This is a genomic window from Streptomyces aureus (genome assembly GCF_000725495.1).
GTDB classification, from domain to species: domain Bacteria; phylum Actinomycetota; class Actinomycetes; order Streptomycetales; family Streptomycetaceae; genus Streptomyces; species Streptomyces aureus_B.
Window position 1 is genome coordinate 501,806 of record NZ_JNZD01000005.1, and the last position, 15,226, is coordinate 517,031.

Here is a 15,226-nt window from a genome sequence, read left to right on the forward strand (position 1 = left end):
GCGGCGCCGGCGCACGATGCGTCGGGGCGGGCGCTGGGGACGCACGCCCCGGCCCCCGCCCCGCGGTCAGAACCTCAGGTCCTCAGGTCCTCAGGTCCTCAGATCCCCAGGTCCTCAGATCCCCAGGTCCTCAGATCCCCAGATCCTTGATGATCTTCGCCACGTGCCCGGTCGCCTTCACGTTGTACAGCGCACGCTCGACCTTGCCCTCCTCGTCCACGACCACCGTGGACCGGATGACACCGACGACCGTCTTGCCGTACAGCTTCTTCTCCCCGAAGGCCCCGTACGCCTCCAGGACCGTCTTGTCCGGGTCGCCGACCAAGGTCACCTTCAGCGACTCCTTCTCACGGAACTTCGCCAGCTTCTCGGGCTTGTCCGGGGAGACACCGATCACGTCGTAGCCCGCGCCCGCCAGCAGGTCGAGGTTGTCCGTGAAGTCACAGGCCTGCTTCGTGCAGCCAGGTGTCAGCGCGGCCGGGTAGAAGTAGACGATGACCTTGCGGCCCTTGTGGTCGGCCAGGGAGACCTCGTTGCCGTCGGCGTCGGGCAGGGTGAAGGCGGGGGCGGTGTCGCCGGGCTGGAGTCGCTCGCTCATCGGAACCTCACGTGGCCGGGGGAAGGAATGGATACGGAAAGAGCGTAATGGGGGGTGCCGAGGGGTGCGGTCCGGGACGAACTGACAGACTGTCCGAATCAGGGAGTCACAACACGACCACGGAGGCAGCGCGGTGTCGGATACGTCGAGAACGCCGGATACCAGGACTCCGGCGCAGATCGAGGCGGACATCAAGCACCGCCGCACAACCCTCGCCGACACGCTCGACGAGATCGGCGTACGGGTGCACCCCAAGACGATCGTCGGTGACGCCAAGGCCAAGGTCGCCTCGAACATCGACCACACGCTCGGCCGCGCCTACGTCGGCGTGAACCGTGTCGTCGGCGACGTGAAGGGCCAGTTCGTCACGGAGGACGGGGCGCCCCGGCTGGAGCGCATCGTGCCGGTGGCGCTCGTCGCGGCCGGGCTCGTGGGCCTGCTCGTGATGGGGACGCGACGGCGCAAGGGCTGACCCGACGGCCCCCGAAACGGACCGGGACAGGTAGGTTCAGGGCGTGAGCGCCAACCGTGAAACGCACAGCCCCCATGACGACAAGCTGCCCATCCGGATGCTGCACGACCGGGTGCTGGTACGGCAGGACGCCGCCGAGGGCGAGAGGCGCTCCGGCGGCGGCATCCTGATCCCCGCGACCGCGGCCGTGGGCCGCCGGCTCGCCTGGGCCGACGTCGTCGCGGTCGGGCAGAACGTCCGTACGGTGGAGCCGGGCGACCGGGTCCTGTACGACCCCGAGGACCGGGCCGAGGTCGAGGTCCGGGGGATCGCCTACGTGCTGATGCGCGAGCGGGATCTGCACGCCGTCGCCGCGGACCGCTTCGAGGGGTCCGAGGACTCGACCGGCCTTTATTTGTAGGGCGTACGCGTCCGGAAGGGGCTGGTGACCATGGTCACCGGCCCCTTTCGCCATTCCTTGCTACGGTGGAGGGACCCCGACGAGACGCGCCGTACCGGGCTTCAGCAAAGACGACGCACCCCTGATGCCGTCGTCTCGTCTCCCGGAGGTACCTCCCATGGCCTGGGTCCTGCTGATCGTCGCCGGAATGCTCGAAGTCGGCTGGTCGATCGGAATGAAGTACACGGACGGCTTCACGCGCCCGGTCCCCAGCATCCTCACCGGCGCGGGCATCGTCGCGAGCATGGTCCTCCTCTCCTACGCCGCGAAGTCCCTGCCCATCGGCACGGCGTACGGCGTCTGGGTCGGCATCGGCGCGGCGGGCGCCGCGATCCTGGGCATGCTCGTCCTCGGCGAACCGGCGACGGCCGCCCGCATCTTCTTCATCGGCCTGCTCCTGGTATCGGTGATAGGCCTGAAGGCAACCTCGGGCCACTGACCCGCCCTCTCCAGATCCCTCACGAGGCGTAACCGTCCGATAACCGGTTCGTTAGCCCGTACGAGATCGCGAACGCGCGATCGAGGACGGAGCAGGCATGAGCGTCAGGTACACCCGTGAGTTGCTTGAGGAAGCAGCTCGCGAGACACGGCACATCGACGACGCGGTCCGGTGGTGCGGTGGGAATCCGACACCGGGCAGCCGTCGGTACCTGCGGCAGAAGATGAGCGAGGCCGGCGTCGACATCTCGCATTTCATGACGAGCCGAGTGCGCCACACCGAGGAACGCCTGCGGGCGGCGGTGAGCGTTTCGACCAGTATCAAAGGCGTCGTAGGCCACCTCGGAATCAGCCAGGTCGGCGGCAATCAGACACACGTGGCCCGCAGGATCACCGCACTCGGAATCGACACATCGCACTTCACCCAGGCCCGCCGTGGGACTTCGAAGAGCTCGCCCGGCCTCCTCCTCACCGTTCGGCTCCCGGAGAACGGCAGAGTTCCAGGAAGGAGGCTCCGCCGCGAGTTGCTGCGATCCGGACTGGAGGAGCGCTGCGCCGAGTGCGGCACCGGCCCCGAATGGAACAGCAGGCCACTCACCCTCGAGGTCGACCACATCAACGGGCGGTGGTGGGACAACCGGCCGGAGAACCTGCGTCTCCTCTGCCCCAACTGCCATGCCGCGACGGACACTTATCGCGGCCGCCAGAAGAGTCACACGTGACCGGCTCGAAGTATCCACAGGAGAGGCTGGCCAGGACGGCTGCCGTCTCCACCAGCCTGGTGAACCTGCTGGAACGCCTCGGCGCTCCCCTCGGGAGCCACACTCTGCGCTATGTGAGCGGCAGGCTCGACCACTATGGAATCGACACCTCCCATTTCGTCGACGAGCCCCTGCCCTCCCGCGAGAAGCGCTTCTACACACGGGAGTTGCTTCAGGAGGCGGCCCGCCACTCGCACAGTCTGAGGGAGATGTTCGAGTATCTCGGCCACTCGCCCGACAACAGCCCGTACGGCCATGTCCGCAAGAAGCTCGACCAGTTCGGAATCGACACCTCGCATTTCACCAGCGGCCGCAGATACGGCCCCGGCCTGGTCACGGCAGAAACACTCCTGCCCGCCGTCGCGCAGTCCAGCAGCCTCGCGGGCTTGCTGAAACTGCTCGGTCTGACGGACAACGGTGCCAGTCGGGCACGGGTGAAGCGCAGCGCGGAACGGTACGGCATCTCGCTCGACCACTTCACCGGCCAGGGACACCGGCGAGGGCAATCGTCGCCACAGCGGAAATCCGCCGCGGATATTCTGCGTCGGGAGGCACCTGGATCACAGCGGGCCAAGACCGCTCATCTCAGGCGGGCTCTCGACGACCTCGGCGTGCCGCACCTGTGCACGGAGTGCGGAACCGGGGACGCCTGGCGGGGCAAGCGCCTGGTGCTGGAGATCGACCACGTCAACGGCGACCGGCTCGACAACCGTCGCGACAACCTGCGGTACCTCTGCCCGTCCTGCCACAGTCAGACGAGGAGCTACTCCCGGAGTCGACGAACACGCGACCCGCACCGACCAGTAAAGTGACGGCGATGGGCCCGTACCCCAGCTGGCCAGAGGGCGCCGGTTTAGGTCCGGTGTGTCGTGGGTTCGAGTCCCACCGGGCCCACCGCCGGAAAGGGGCGCGTCGTCTTCGTGACGGCGCGCCCCTCGGCGTACGGCTGGTGCCGAAGCTCAGCCCAACAGCTCCCGCACCACCGGCACCAGTGCCCGGAACGCCTTGCCTCGGTGGCTGATCGCGTTCTTTTCCGCCGGGGTCAGTTCCGCGCAGGTGCGGGTGTCGCCCTCGGGCTGGAGGATCGGGTCGTAGCCGAAGCCGTTCGTGCCGGCGGGCTCGTGGCGCAGGGTGCCGAGCAGTTGGCCCTCGACCACGCGTTCCGTGCCGTCCGGCAGGGCGAGCGCCGCCGCGCAGGCGAAGTGCGCACCCCGGTGCGGGGCGTCGATGTCGGAGAGCTGGGCGAGCAGCAGGTCCAGGTTGGCGAGGTCGTCGCCGTGGCGGCCGGCCCAGCGGGCGGAGAAGATGCCGGGGGCGCCGTTGAGGACGTCGACGCACAGGCCCGAGTCGTCGGCGACGGCGGGCAGTCCGGTCGCCTGGGCCAGCGCGTGGGCCTTGAGCAGGGCGTTCTCGGCGAAGGTGACGCCGGTTTCCTTGACGTCGGGGATGTCGGGGTAGGCGTCCGCGCCGACGAGGTCGTGGGTGAGACCGGCGTCGGCGAGGATCGCCTTCAACTCGGTGAGCTTTCCGGCGTTGCGGGTGGCGAGGATCAGGCGGGTCATGGTCGCCAGTATCTCCGAGCCCGGCCCGGCACCGGTCGCCGGCGGCTCCACAGCCCGGCCCGGCACCGGTCGCCGACGGCTCCACAGCCGGGGCTCGCGCCGGTCCCCGACGGTTCCTCAGCCCCGACCGTCGGCCCCCTCAGCCCCGACCGTCGGCCCCCTCGGCGCCGAGAACCCCTACGGCGTGCACACCTTCGTCAGTTCGCCTGCTGCTGCCGTGACCGGCGTGATGTCGGGGGTGGTGTCGCCGTTCTTGACGGCTGTGCGGACGTTCGCGACGGCCTTGTTCAGTTCGTCGACGGCCTTGTTGACGTCGGCGTTGTCGGTCTTGTCGCCGATCTTCTTCAGGTTGTTCTCGATGGCGTTGAGGGACGCGTCGGTCCCCGACGGGTCGTTCGCCGCGTTCTCGACGGCCTGCTGGAGGTCGGTGACGCTGTCGGCTATCGAGTCGGCGGTCTGCACACAGTCGAGCGCCTTGCTGACGGCGTCGCAGCCGACGACCGCCGGCAGGACGACGAATGCGGCGACGGCGGCGAGTGCGGCGGTGCGGCGGCGGTTGCGGTGGCGCGCGGCCATGGAACGGTCCCTCCCCGTGGGCATGGTGTGGTGCGGCCGCGTCGGCGCACCGCACCGTCCGCTGTGCGGTCGGCCCGATCCGCCCGAAGGGGCCGGCGGGCGTACGGCTGGACCGTACGCCCGTACCCATAAGAACGCGAAGGGTTAACCCGCGGTTGCCTCGTGGACCTCTTCGAGTACCGCGCGCTGGATCGCGGCGAGTTCGTCGCAGCCGGAGACGGCGAGGTCGAGGAGGGCGTTGAGTTCCTTGCGGTCGAAGGGCTCGGCCTCGGCGGTGCCCTGGACCTCGACGAAGCGGCCGTCGCCGGTGCAGACGACGTTCATGTCGGTGTCGGCCCGGACGTCCTCCTCGTAGCAGAGGTCGAGGAGGGGGACGCCGCCGACGATGCCGACGGAGACGGCGGAGACGGTGCCGGTGAGGGGCTTGCGGCCGGCCCGGACGAGCTTCTTGCCCTGGGCCCAGGTGACGGCGTCGGCGAGGGCGACGTAGGCGCCGGTGATGGCGGCGGTGCGGGTGCCTCCGTCGGCCTGGAGGACGTCGCAGTCGAGGACGATGGTGTTCTCGCCGAGGGCCTTGTAGTCGATGACGGCGCGCAGCGAGCGGCCGATGAGGCGGCTGATCTCGTGGGTGCGGCCGCCGATCTTGCCGCGGACGGATTCGCGGTCGCCGCGGGTGTTGGTGGCGCGGGGGAGCATGGAGTACTCGGCGGTGACCCAGCCTTCGCCGCTGCCCTTGCGCCAGCGGGGGACGCCTTCGGTGACGGAGGCCGTGCAGAAGACCTTGGTGTCGCCGAAGGAGACGAGGACGGAGCCCTCGGCGTGCTTGCTCCAGCCGCGCTGGATGGTGATGGGGCGCAGCTGTTCGGGGGTGCGGCCGTCGATTCGAGACATGGCGTCGAGCCTATCCGCACAGGCGTGAGGGGCTGTCCGCCGGTGGCGGAAACAGCCCCTCACGGGTGAGCCGGGGCTCCTGAAGCGGCCGGGCGCGGGGCCGTCGGGGCTTCAGCGGGCCGGGTGGCTCAGGCTCACATCATGTCTTCGATGTCGGCGGCGATCGGGTCGGCGTCGGTGCCGATGACGACCTGGATGGCGGTGCCCATCTTGACGACGCCGTGGGCTCCTGCGGCCTTCAGGGCGGCCTCGTCGACGAGTGAGGCGTCGCGGACCTCGGTGCGCAGGCGGGTGATGCAGCCTTCGACCTCTTCGATGTTGTCGATGCCGCCGAGCCCGGCGACGATCTTCTCAGCCTTGCTGGCCATGTCCTACTCCCTGATCAGAACCGCTTTGTCGCAGTAACCCACAGTTGGCCCAACTTCGCGAGCGGTCATGTCGTAGGTGCCGAAGGATGGCGATCACGACAGAGCGACCCGTCGCGACTGGTCTACACCAGTTGGCGGGCAGTCGCCAAACCGGCCCGCCCGGAGGACGCCCATGAGTGCCGTAAGTGACGTATCGCCAGCGCGCGCTCGCTGGCACAAGGCTTTCCAGGGGCTGCAGAAGATGGGCCGCAGCCTGCAGTTGCCGATCGCGGTGCTGCCAGCGGCCGGCATCCTCAACCGGCTGGGGCAGCCGGACGTGTTCGGGGCGGACGGGCTCGGCTGGGACAACCTGTCCAAGGTGATCGGCGCCGCGGGCGGCGCGCTGCTGGACGGTTCGCTCGGGCTGCCGATGCTGTTCTGCGTGGGTGTGGCCATCGGTATGGCGAAGAAGGCGGACGGTTCGACCGCGTTGGCGGCGGTCGTGGGTTTCCTCGTGTACTACAACGTGCTGCGGGCGTTTCCGAAGACGTGTCCGGGCGGGAGCGTGAAGATCGCGCTGGGCTGCCAGCTGGAGGACAACTCGGTCATCGAGTTCACCTACCAGAATCCCGGGGTGTTCGGCGGCATCGTGATCGGGCTGCTGTCGGCGTTCTTCTGGGCGCGCTATCACCGTACGAAGCTGGTGGACTGGCTCGGCTTCTTCAACGGCCGCCGACTGGTGCCGATCATCATGGCGTTCGTGTCGATCGCGTTCGCGTCGCTGTGTCTGTGGGTGTGGCCGCCGATCGGTACGGCGCTGGAGAACTTCAGCGACTGGCTGGTGGGGCTCGGGGCCTGGGGTTCGGGTGTGTTCGGGGTGGCGAACCGGGCGCTGCTGGTGATCGGACTGCACCAGTTCCTGAACGTGCCCATCTGGTTCCAGTTCGGCAGTTACACAACACCCGACGGCAAGGTCGTACACGGCGACATCAACATGTTCCTGAACGGCGACCCGAACGCGGGGCAGTTCCTCACGGGCTTCTTCCCGATCATGATGTTCGCACTGCCGGCGGCTGCGCTGGCGATGACGCACACGGCGAAGCCGCACCGGCGCAAGGAGATCGGCGGTCTGATGCTGTCGGTGGCGCTGACGTCGTTCGTCACGGGCATCACCGAGCCGATCGAGTACTCGTTCCTGTTCATCGCGCCGCTGCTGTACGCGGTGCACGCGGTGCTGACGGGTGTGTCGATGGCGGTGAGCTGGGGGCTCGGTGTGCACGACGGCTTCAGCTTCTCCGCGGGGCTGATCGACTACATCCTCAACTGGAACCTGGCGACGAAGCCGTGGCTGATCATTCCGATCGGGCTGTGTTTCGCCGCCGTCTACTACGCGATCTTCCGGTTCGCGATCACGAAGTTCGATCTGAAGACGCCGGGGCGGGAGCCGGAGGAGGACATCGAGGACACCACGAAGGCGTAGCGCTTCGCACCCCTGCTCATGGCGAAGGCCCCCTGACCTGCCGGTCCGGGGGCCTTCGGCATGAACGGAACCGGTTATTCCTGTTATGGCCGAGGCCACAAAATTCGGACCTTCCTTATCCGGCCTTCACCGTGCTAGAAACAGGTCTACACCACTGGTGGTGTAGACCACATGGTCGCTGCCGACCCCTGTCGTACCTTCCCGTCCCCGGGCAGCGCCCAGCGCATGGAGGAACTATGAGCACCGCCACCGCAACGGCGGCACCCGCGAAGAAGCGGGGATCCGGCCTGTTCCAGGGCCTGCAGAAGGTCGGCCGCAGCCTGCAGCTGCCGATCGCCGTCCTTCCGGCGGCGGGCATCCTGCTCCGCCTCGGAGTGCCGGACATCGCGCAGAAGCTGCACCTGCCCGACAAGGTCACCGAGGTGTTCGCCACCGCCGGTCACGCGATCTTCGACAACCTCCCGATGCTGTTCTGCATCGGTGTCGCGATCGGCTTCGCCAAGAAGGCGGACGGCTCCACCGCTCTCGCCGCCCTGGTCGGCTTCCTGGTCTACAGCAAGGTGCTCGAGGCCTTCCCGGTCACCGAGGCGAAGATCCAGAAGGGCGCGGACATAGCCGCGACCTACAACAACCCCGGTGTCCTCGGCGGCATCATCATGGGTCTGCTGTCCGCCGTGCTGTGGCAGCGCTACCACCGCAAGAAGCTGGTGGACTGGCTCGGCTTCTTCAACGGCCGCCGTCTGGTGCCGATCATCATGGCGTTCGTCGGCACGCTCATGGGTGTCTTCTTCGGCCTGGTGTGGGAGCCCATCGGCACCGGCATCTCCAACTTCGGTGAGTGGATCACCGGTCTCGGCACGGTCGGCGCGGGTCTGTTCGGTCTCATCAACCGCGCGCTCATCCCGGTCGGCATGCACCAGTTCGTGAACGCCGTCTCCTGGTTCCAGATCGGCGACTTCAAGGACGCCACGGGCGCCGTGGTCCACGGTGACCTCAACCGGTTCTTCGCCGGTGACCCCAGCGCCGGAATGTTCATGTCGGGCTTCTTCCCGATCATGATGTTCGGTCTGCCGGCCGCCGCCATCGCCATCGCGCACTCCGCCCGCCCCGAGCGCCGCAAGGCCGTGATGGGCATGATGATCTCGCTGGCGCTGACCTCGTTCGTGACGGGTGTGACGGAGCCGATCGAGTTCTCCTTCATGTTCATCGCGCCGCTCCTGTACGCGATCCACGCGGTGCTCACCGCCCTGTCCCTGGCGATCACCTGGGCGCTCGGTGTCCACGCGGGCTTCACCTTCTCCGCGGGCTTCATCGACTACGCGCTCAACTGGAACCTGGCCACCAAGCCCTGGCTGATCATCCCGATCGGTCTGGTCTTCGCGGCGGTGTACTACACGGTCTTCCGCTTCGCGATCACCAAGTTCAACCTCCCCACCCCGGGCCGTGAGCCCGATGAGGAGATCGAGGACCTCACCAAGGCGTGAGCCCCTCCCCTACGGCCGAAGGCCCCCGGAACCGTCTGGTTCCGGGGGCCTTCGTGCGTGCCGTGGGCGTCGGATCACGCCGTGGGCGTCAGATCTCGTACGTCGCCCCCGGTGCCGCCAGTTCCACCGGGCCCCGGTACGCCGAGCGGGCGTCCCTCAGGTTGGTGGCGGCGTTCGTCCACGGGGGGATGTGGGTGAGGACCAGGCGGCGGGCGCCCGCCCGGGTGGCGCTCTCGCCGGCCTCCAGGCCGTTCAGGTGGAGGCCGGGGATGTTCTCCTTGCCGTGGGTGAACGCCGCCTCGCACAGGAACAGGTCCGTGTCGCGGGCGAGTTCGTCCAGCACCTCGGTCGCCCCGGTGTCGCCGGAGTACGTCAACGACCGTCCGCCGTGTTCCACCCGGATGCCGTACGCCTCCACCGGGTGGGCCACCCGTTCGGTGTGCACGGTGAAGGGGCCGACCTCGAAGGTGGACGGCTTGACCGTGTGGAAGTCGAAGACCTCGCTCATGGACGAGGCGGTGGGGGTGTCTGCGTAGGCCGTGGTGAGGCGGTGCTCGGTGCCCTCGGGTCCGTAGACGGGGAGCGGGGCGCAGCGGCCGCCGTCGTGCCGGTAGTAGCGCGCGACGAAGTAGGCGCACATGTCGATGCAGTGATCGGCGTGCAGATGGCTCAGGAAAATCGCGTCGAGGTCGTAGAGACCGCAGTGGCGCTGCAGCTCGCCGAGGGCACCGTTGCCCATGTCGAGAAGCAGCCGGAAGCCGTCGGCCTCTACGAGGTAGCTCGAACAGGCCGATTCCGCGGACGGGAACGACCCCGAGCATCCGACGACGGTGAGCTTCATAAAGCAGAAACCTCCGCTGGCGGGTAGCAGCTGGAAACGGGGAGGACGGGGGTCGTGCGGTCCGTCGAGCGTAAGGCGCAAAAGGTCGGGTCGCTCCTCCGCCAGGGGCTGTTGTGGGCGAACTCACCTGTGCTGTCACCGGTTCGGATGGACCTGAGGGGCGGCGTTTGGATCAGTTCGTACGACCTTCCCCGGGACCCGGTATGTACCGCAGAGCGGGCGCGGGTACACGCGCACCGGTACCTTCTGTGCTGTGGACACGTCCTGGTGGCTCGCGTCGGCGGCGGTGGTGCTGCTCGCGCTGGTCGCGACGCTGGTGGACGGCTGGGGGCGCCGCGGGCGCCGTCCGGCCGGGCGGACGCGTCCCCCGGGGCGGGCCCGGGGACCCCGCCGGAGCGGGACGCTCCGCGGCGGGCCGCTGCCGAAGGCCGCGGAGATCTGGTGGGCGAACGTCCCCTACGAGGACAAGCCGGGGGCCAAGGACCGGCCGTGTCTGGTGCTGATGGTGCGCGGGAAGCGGGTGACCGTCGCGAAGATCACCAGCAAGTACCACGACGAGCGGCCCGGAGTGATCCCGTTGCCCCCGGGGGCCGTGGGGGACACCCAGGGACGGCCGAGTTTCCTGGAGACGGACGAGCTGCGCGAGGTGCCGGTCGGCGACTTCCGCCGGCGGGTCGGCGTGGTGGACCCGGTCCTGTGGGACCAGGTCCGCTATCTGGCGCGCTGAGTCGCCTCCGCGGTCCCCGGAGACGCCGAGGGGCGCGCGTCCCCGGTCCCCGAAGACGCCGAGGGGCGCGGGGACCGTCGCCGGTCCGCGCGCCCCTCGGGCGAGCCGAATCCTCGAGCCGTCGCCGGGCTAGGCCCAGAGCTGGCCCTGGAGGGTCTCGATGGCCTCTTCCGTGGTCGCCGCCGTGTAGACGCCGGTCGACAGGTACTTCCAGCCGCCGTCCGCGACCACGAAGGCGATGTCGGCGGTCTCTCCGGCCTTGACTGCCTTGTTGCCGACGCCGATCGCGGCGTGCAGGGCGGCGCCGGTGGAGACGCCCGCGAAGATGCCCTCCTGCTGGAGGAGTTCCCGGGTGCGGGTGACCGCGTCCGCCGAGCCGACGGAGAAGCGGGTGGTGAGGACGGAGGCGTCGTACAGCTCGGGTACGAAGCCCTCGTCGAGGTTGCGCAGGCCGTAGACCAGGTCGTCGTAGCGCGGCTCCGCGGCGACGATCTTCACGTCCGGCTTGTGCTCGCGCAGATAACGGCCGACGCCCATGAGGGTGCCGGTGGTGCCGAGGCCGGCCACGAAGTGGGTGATGGAGGGAAGGTCCGCGAGGATCTCCGGGCCCGTCGTGGCGTAGTGGGCGCCGGCGTTGTCCGGGTTGCCGTACTGGTAGAGCATCACCCAGTCGGGGTGCTCCGCCGAGAGTTCCTTGGCGACGCGCACGGCGGTGTTGGAGCCGCCGGCGGCCGGGCTGGAGATGATCTCGGCGCCCCACATGCCGAGCAGGTCACGGCGTTCCTGCGAGGTGTTCTCGGGCATCACGCAGACCATGCGGTAGCCCTTGAGCTTCGCCGCCATGGCCAGGGAGATGCCGGTGTTGCCGCTGGTGGGCTCCAGGATCGTGCAGCCCGGAGTCAGCCTGCCGTCCTTCTCCGCCTGCTCGATCATGTGGAGGGCCGGCCGGTCCTTGACGGAACCGGTCGGGTTGCGGTCCTCCAGTTTCGCCCAGATACGGACGTCCGCGGACGGCGACAGCCGCGGCAGGCACACCAGAGGGGTGTTGCCCACCGCGGCGAGCGGAGAGTCGTAGCGCATCGGTGACCAGGGTCCGATCAGGCCATGCCGCCGGCGACGGCCGGCAGGATGGTGACGTTGTCGCCGTCGGTCAGCTTGGTGTTGATGCCGTCGAGGAAGCGGACGTCCTCGTCGTTGAGGTAGACGTTGACGAAGCGGCGCAGCTCGCCGCCGTCCACGATCCGGGCCCGGATGCCCGCGTGACGGGTGTCGAGGTCGGTGAACAGCTCGGCAAGGGTCGCCCCGCCGCCCTCGACGGCCTTCTCGCCGTTCGTGTAGGTGCGGAGGATGGTGGGGATGCGGACCTCGATGGCCATGGTTGCGGGCTCCTGTCGGAAGGGAAGTCAGGTCGGAAGACGCGCGGCAGCGCGGGCGGGGCAGGGGGTACGCCGGTTGCGGAGCCGCGGCTCTCCGGCCGTACGACGGCGGCAGGTCAGTGCGTACAGATGGCGCTCTGCAGCCTGCAGAGGTCGACGTGCAGCCGCGCCACGAGCAGCATGCCCGGCGTCTTGTCGCTCACGTCGTTCAGAACCATGGGCTCATCGTATCGATTCCCGGTACGGGTCCCGGAGTGTGATCTCACGTTCTGGACAGTTTTTGACCGGTGGGTGGGATCAGTAGCTCTGGACGACCTTGACCTCCTCCTCCGTGACCTCGCCCTCCACGATCCGGTAGGAGCGGAACTGGAAGGGGCCGGCGTCGTCGGTGTCGGCCGTGGAGACCAGGACGTAGTGGGCGCCGGGCTCGTTGGCGTAGGCGAGGTCGGTGCGGGAGGGGTAGGCCTCGGTCGCGGTGTGCGAGTGGTAGATGACGACGGGCTCCTCGTCGCGGTCGTCCATCTCGCGGTAGAGCTTGAGCAGATCGCCGGAGTCGAACTCGTAGAACGTGGGCGAGCGGGCGGCGTTGAGCATCGGGATGAAGCGCTCGGGGCGGCCGGTGCCGGCGGGTCCGGCGACGACGCCGCACGCCTCGTCGGGGTGGTCCTGGCGCGCGTGGGCGACGATCTGGTCGAACAGGGCCTCGGTGATGGTCAGCATGCTGGTCAGGATAGACAGAAGGGCCGTCCCGTACCGAGGAGTGGTACGGGACGGCCCGTATGCCGGACGTCCTGAGCGGTGGCCCGGGGGCCGGGCGTCCGTGGGGCGGTCAGCCGACCTTCTCGAGCTCCAGCTCGCGGCGTTCGGTGACCTGGGGGTTGCGCGCCTTGAGGATCGCCCAGCTGACGCCCAGGACGGCGGCCCAGACGGCCATCACGTACAGGCAGATGCGGGAGTCGGCGTCGTAGGCGATCAGGCCGGTGACGAAGAGCAGGAACGCGACGGCGATCCAGCTGCACTTCGCGCCGCCGGGGGCGGGGAAGGACGAGGCCGGGAGGCGGCCGGCGTCGACCGCGCGGCGGTAGAGGATGTGGCTGACGAGGATCATCAGCCAGGTCCAGATGCCGGCGGCGGTGGCCACCGAGGTGACGTAGCCGAAGGCCTTCTCGGGGACGACGTAGTTGAGGACCACGCCGATGCCCATGCAGAGCACGGAGACCGTGATGCCGAAGGCGGGCGTCTTCGTGGAGGACAGCTTGCCGAAGACCTTGGGGGCCTCGCCGCTCTCGGCCAGGTTCCGCAGCATGCGGCCCGTGGAGTACATGCCCGAGTTGCAGGAGGACAGGGCGGCGGTGAGGACCACGAAGTTGACGATGCCGGCGCCGGCCGGGATGCCGATCTTCGCGAAGGCCGCGACGAAGGGGCTCACGTCCGGCGAGAACTCCGTCCACTTCACGACGCAGAGGATGACCGTGAGGGCGCCGACGTAGAAGAGGGCGATGCGCCACGGGAGGGTGTTGATGGCCTTCGGGAGGGTCTTCTCCGGGTCCTCGGACTCGCCCGCGGTGACGCCGACGAGCTCGACGGCGAGGTAGGCGAACATGACGCCCTGGAGGGTCATCAGGGACGAGCCGATGCCGTTGGGGAAGAAGCCGTCGAACGCCCAGAGGTTGCTGACGGCGGCGGTGTCACCGGCGGAGCTGAAACCGAAGGTCAGGACGCCGATGCCGATGATGATCATGCCGAGCAGGGCGGTGACCTTGACCATCGAGAACCAGAACTCGATCTCGCCGAACAGCTTCACGGAGATCAGGTTCGCCACGAACAGGACGATCAGGAAGACCAGCGCGGTCACCCATTGGGGCACCGACGGGAACCAGTAGTGGACGTAGATCGCGGCGGCGGTGAGCTCGGCCATGCCGGTGACCACCCACATCAGCCAGTACGTCCAGCCGGTGAAGTAGCCGAAGAACGGGCCGAGGAACTCGCGGGAGTACTCCGCGAAGGAGCCCGAGACGGGCCGGTAGAGCAGGAGCTCGCCGAGCGCCCGCATGATGAAGAAGATGATCACGCCCGCGAGGGCGTACATGACGATCAGGCTGGGACCGGCCTTGGCGATGTTCGCCCCGGCTCCCAGGAAGAGGCCGACGCCGATGGCGCCGCCGATCGCGATCATCTGGACCTGACGGCTGCCGAGCCCGCGCTCGTACCCCTCTTCGGGGGCGTCGCCGCCCACGGCCTCACTGCCGTCGTGACTCTTGCCGACCTGCGATGAGGTCATGTCTGGTGCGCCTTTCTCCGTACCGGTCCGAGCCGGTCTCCCGGCTTCGCATCGGCTTCCGATCCCCCCGGACAGGTGGAGCTCGTGCCTGGCCGACGGTCCGCCGGCTCGGTGGCGCACCCGGCGGGACGTGGGTGGTGTCCTGCCGGGCGGTCGTGAAGATCTATCACGGCGAAGGCGTCGATCGATCGAGGCTCGTGTTGCGCAGACCACAGGAAGAACCGGACAAAACGTCGAACCGCGCCCCAAAGGACGCGGTTGCGGTGACGCGATCGTTATGCGGATTTGAGCGTCCTCTGAGCGAACACACAGACAGGTGTGCCGGAGGACGGATCCGGATGGATCAGGGCATAAGGGTGGCGACGAGGGTCTCCTGGAGGCCCCCCAGCCACAGGTAGGCCATCACCATCGGCTTGCGCGGGTCCTCGTCGGGCAGGCGGTAGAGGAGGTCGGTGTCCTCCTCGTCGACGACGTCGAGCCGTGAACCGATCGCCAGGCGCAGGTCGTTCAGGGCACGCAGCCACTGCTCGGACTGCCCCGTGGTCAGCTCCAGGACCGCTCCGCCGTCGCCGCCGGGCGTCAGCGCGTCCAGCGAGCGGATGACGGCGAGGGCGTTCTCGCGCTTGCCGGCGCGCAGGTCGTTCTCGGTGAAGCGGCGGAACTCGGCGGAGTGGGCCTGCTGCTCCTCGGCCTGCTCGGGCGTGGCGGCCTCGACGCCGGGGCCGCTGTAGGCGTCGGGGAACAGGCGCCTGAGCACGGGGTCGCTCGGCGGCTCGCTCGGGCCCTCGGCGAACAGCTCGGCGAGCGGGTCGGCGGAGGCGTTCTCCGCGGGGCCGGGACCGATGAGCTCCAGGAGCTGGACGGCGAGGGAGCGGATGATGGAGATCTCGACCTCGTCGAGCGCGACGGCCGCGCCGCCGCCGGGGAGCGGTTCGAAGTGTCCTGGCATGGAG

General features: G+C 68.8%; 20 protein-coding genes, 1 tRNA gene and 1 riboswitch. Of the genes, 9 read left to right on the forward strand and 12 right to left on the reverse strand.

The window, feature by feature from the left end; translation table 11 throughout:
• Positions 1 to 130: 130 nt before the first annotated feature.
• Complete coding sequence (gene bcp / locus IO36_RS12115) at positions 131 to 598, reverse strand: thioredoxin-dependent thiol peroxidase (RefSeq protein WP_037619171.1); 468 nt, start codon at positions 596 to 598, stop codon at positions 131 to 133.
• Positions 599 to 731: 133 nt separating this feature from the next.
• Between bcp and IO36_RS12120 the strand changes: the two genes are divergently transcribed.
• From IO36_RS12120 to IO36_RS12145, 6 genes are all read left to right on the forward strand, one after another.
• Positions 732 to 1,070 carry a DUF3618 domain-containing protein gene (locus IO36_RS12120; RefSeq protein WP_037619173.1) on the forward strand — a complete coding sequence of 113 codons (339 nt, stop codon included), beginning with the start codon at positions 732 to 734 and terminating at the stop codon, positions 1,068 to 1,070.
• Positions 1,071 to 1,167: 97 nt separating this feature from the next.
• Positions 1,168 to 1,470: a GroES family chaperonin gene (locus IO36_RS12125; RefSeq protein ID WP_103554526.1), complete on the forward strand. Its 303-nt coding sequence runs from the start codon at positions 1,168 to 1,170 to the stop codon at positions 1,468 to 1,470.
• 49 nt (positions 1,471 to 1,519) lie between these two features.
• Positions 1,520 to 1,590, forward strand: a riboswitch (guanidine-III (ykkC-III) riboswitch).
• A gap of 37 nt (positions 1,591 to 1,627) precedes the next feature.
• On the forward strand, positions 1,628 to 1,948 hold the full coding sequence (gene sugE / locus IO36_RS12130) for a quaternary ammonium compound efflux SMR transporter SugE (RefSeq protein WP_037619178.1): 321 nt from the start codon (positions 1,628 to 1,630) through the stop codon (positions 1,946 to 1,948).
• Positions 1,949 to 2,045: 97 nt separating this feature from the next.
• Positions 2,046 to 2,669: an HNH endonuclease gene (locus IO36_RS12135; protein ID WP_037619180.1), complete on the forward strand. Its 624-nt coding sequence runs from the start codon at positions 2,046 to 2,048 to the stop codon at positions 2,667 to 2,669.
• Entirely contained in the window at positions 2,666 to 3,520 is an 855-nt protein-coding gene (locus tag IO36_RS12140; protein ID WP_037619182.1) for an HNH endonuclease signature motif containing protein, read from the forward strand. The genes IO36_RS12135 and IO36_RS12140 overlap by 4 nt, the downstream gene beginning before the upstream one ends.
• A gap of 7 nt (positions 3,521 to 3,527) precedes the next feature.
• Positions 3,528 to 3,602, forward strand: a tRNA-Leu gene (locus IO36_RS12145).
• Between the two features lie 65 nt (positions 3,603 to 3,667).
• Here IO36_RS12145 and rdgB read toward each other — a convergent pair.
• The 4 genes from rdgB to IO36_RS12165 all read right to left on the reverse strand — a co-directional run bounded on the left by rdgB (position 3,668) and on the right by IO36_RS12165 (position 6,105).
• Entirely contained in the window at positions 3,668 to 4,270 is a 603-nt protein-coding gene (gene rdgB / locus IO36_RS12150) for an RdgB/HAM1 family non-canonical purine NTP pyrophosphatase (protein ID WP_037619492.1), read from the reverse strand.
• Between the two features lie 177 nt (positions 4,271 to 4,447).
• Positions 4,448 to 4,846 carry a hypothetical protein gene (locus tag IO36_RS12155; protein ID WP_037619184.1) on the reverse strand — a complete coding sequence of 133 codons (399 nt, stop codon included), beginning with the start codon at positions 4,844 to 4,846 and terminating at the stop codon, positions 4,448 to 4,450.
• A 144-nt stretch (positions 4,847 to 4,990) separates the two neighbouring features.
• Positions 4,991 to 5,737: a ribonuclease PH gene (gene rph, locus IO36_RS12160; protein ID WP_037619186.1), complete on the reverse strand. Its 747-nt coding sequence runs from the start codon at positions 5,735 to 5,737 to the stop codon at positions 4,991 to 4,993.
• A gap of 134 nt (positions 5,738 to 5,871) precedes the next feature.
• On the reverse strand, positions 5,872 to 6,105 hold the full coding sequence (locus IO36_RS12165) for a PTS sugar transporter subunit IIB (RefSeq protein WP_037619188.1): 234 nt from the start codon (positions 6,103 to 6,105) through the stop codon (positions 5,872 to 5,874).
• A 172-nt stretch (positions 6,106 to 6,277) separates the two neighbouring features.
• On the opposite strand from IO36_RS12165, the gene IO36_RS12170 reads away from it, so the two are divergent.
• Entirely contained in the window at positions 6,278 to 7,564 is a 1,287-nt protein-coding gene (locus IO36_RS12170) for a PTS transporter subunit EIIC (protein WP_037619190.1), read from the forward strand.
• Between the two features lie 236 nt (positions 7,565 to 7,800).
• A complete protein-coding gene (locus IO36_RS12175) occupies positions 7,801 to 9,048 on the forward strand; it encodes a PTS transporter subunit EIIC (protein ID WP_037619192.1) in 1,248 nt (415 codons plus the stop codon).
• 88 nt (positions 9,049 to 9,136) lie between these two features.
• On the opposite strand, the gene IO36_RS12180 is transcribed toward IO36_RS12175, so the two are convergent.
• Positions 9,137 to 9,889 (reverse strand): MBL fold metallo-hydrolase, encoded by a 753-nt coding sequence (locus IO36_RS12180; protein ID WP_037619194.1) that lies wholly within the window; start codon positions 9,887 to 9,889, stop codon positions 9,137 to 9,139.
• A gap of 253 nt (positions 9,890 to 10,142) precedes the next feature.
• Between IO36_RS12180 and IO36_RS12185 the strand changes: the two genes are divergently transcribed.
• Positions 10,143 to 10,616 carry a type II toxin-antitoxin system PemK/MazF family toxin gene (locus IO36_RS12185; RefSeq protein ID WP_037619197.1) on the forward strand — a complete coding sequence of 158 codons (474 nt, stop codon included), beginning with the start codon at positions 10,143 to 10,145 and terminating at the stop codon, positions 10,614 to 10,616.
• Between the two features lie 129 nt (positions 10,617 to 10,745).
• Here IO36_RS12185 and IO36_RS12190 read toward each other — a convergent pair whose 3' ends face one another.
• From IO36_RS12190 to IO36_RS12210, 6 genes are all read right to left on the reverse strand, one after another.
• A complete protein-coding gene (locus IO36_RS12190) occupies positions 10,746 to 11,696 on the reverse strand; it encodes a PLP-dependent cysteine synthase family protein (RefSeq protein WP_037619198.1) in 951 nt (316 codons plus the stop codon).
• 17 nt (positions 11,697 to 11,713) lie between these two features.
• Positions 11,714 to 11,992, reverse strand: coding sequence for a MoaD/ThiS family protein (locus IO36_RS12195; RefSeq protein WP_037619201.1), 279 nt, complete (start codon positions 11,990 to 11,992; stop codon positions 11,714 to 11,716).
• A 116-nt stretch (positions 11,993 to 12,108) separates the two neighbouring features.
• The gene (locus tag IO36_RS49140) at positions 12,109 to 12,210 is read right to left on the reverse strand and encodes a putative leader peptide (protein ID WP_339129578.1); all 102 of its coding nucleotides are present in this window, start codon (positions 12,208 to 12,210) and stop codon (positions 12,109 to 12,111) included.
• Between the two features lie 79 nt (positions 12,211 to 12,289).
• A complete protein-coding gene (locus tag IO36_RS12200; RefSeq protein ID WP_037619203.1) occupies positions 12,290 to 12,712 on the reverse strand; it encodes a M67 family metallopeptidase in 423 nt (140 codons plus the stop codon).
• Between the two features lie 109 nt (positions 12,713 to 12,821).
• Complete coding sequence (locus IO36_RS12205; RefSeq protein ID WP_051900326.1) at positions 12,822 to 14,273, reverse strand: amino acid permease; 1,452 nt, start codon at positions 14,271 to 14,273, stop codon at positions 12,822 to 12,824.
• Between the two features lie 343 nt (positions 14,274 to 14,616).
• Positions 14,617 to 15,222, reverse strand: coding sequence for a DUF2017 domain-containing protein (locus IO36_RS12210; RefSeq protein ID WP_037619205.1), 606 nt, complete (start codon positions 15,220 to 15,222; stop codon positions 14,617 to 14,619).
• Positions 15,223 to 15,226 lie beyond the last annotated feature (4 nt).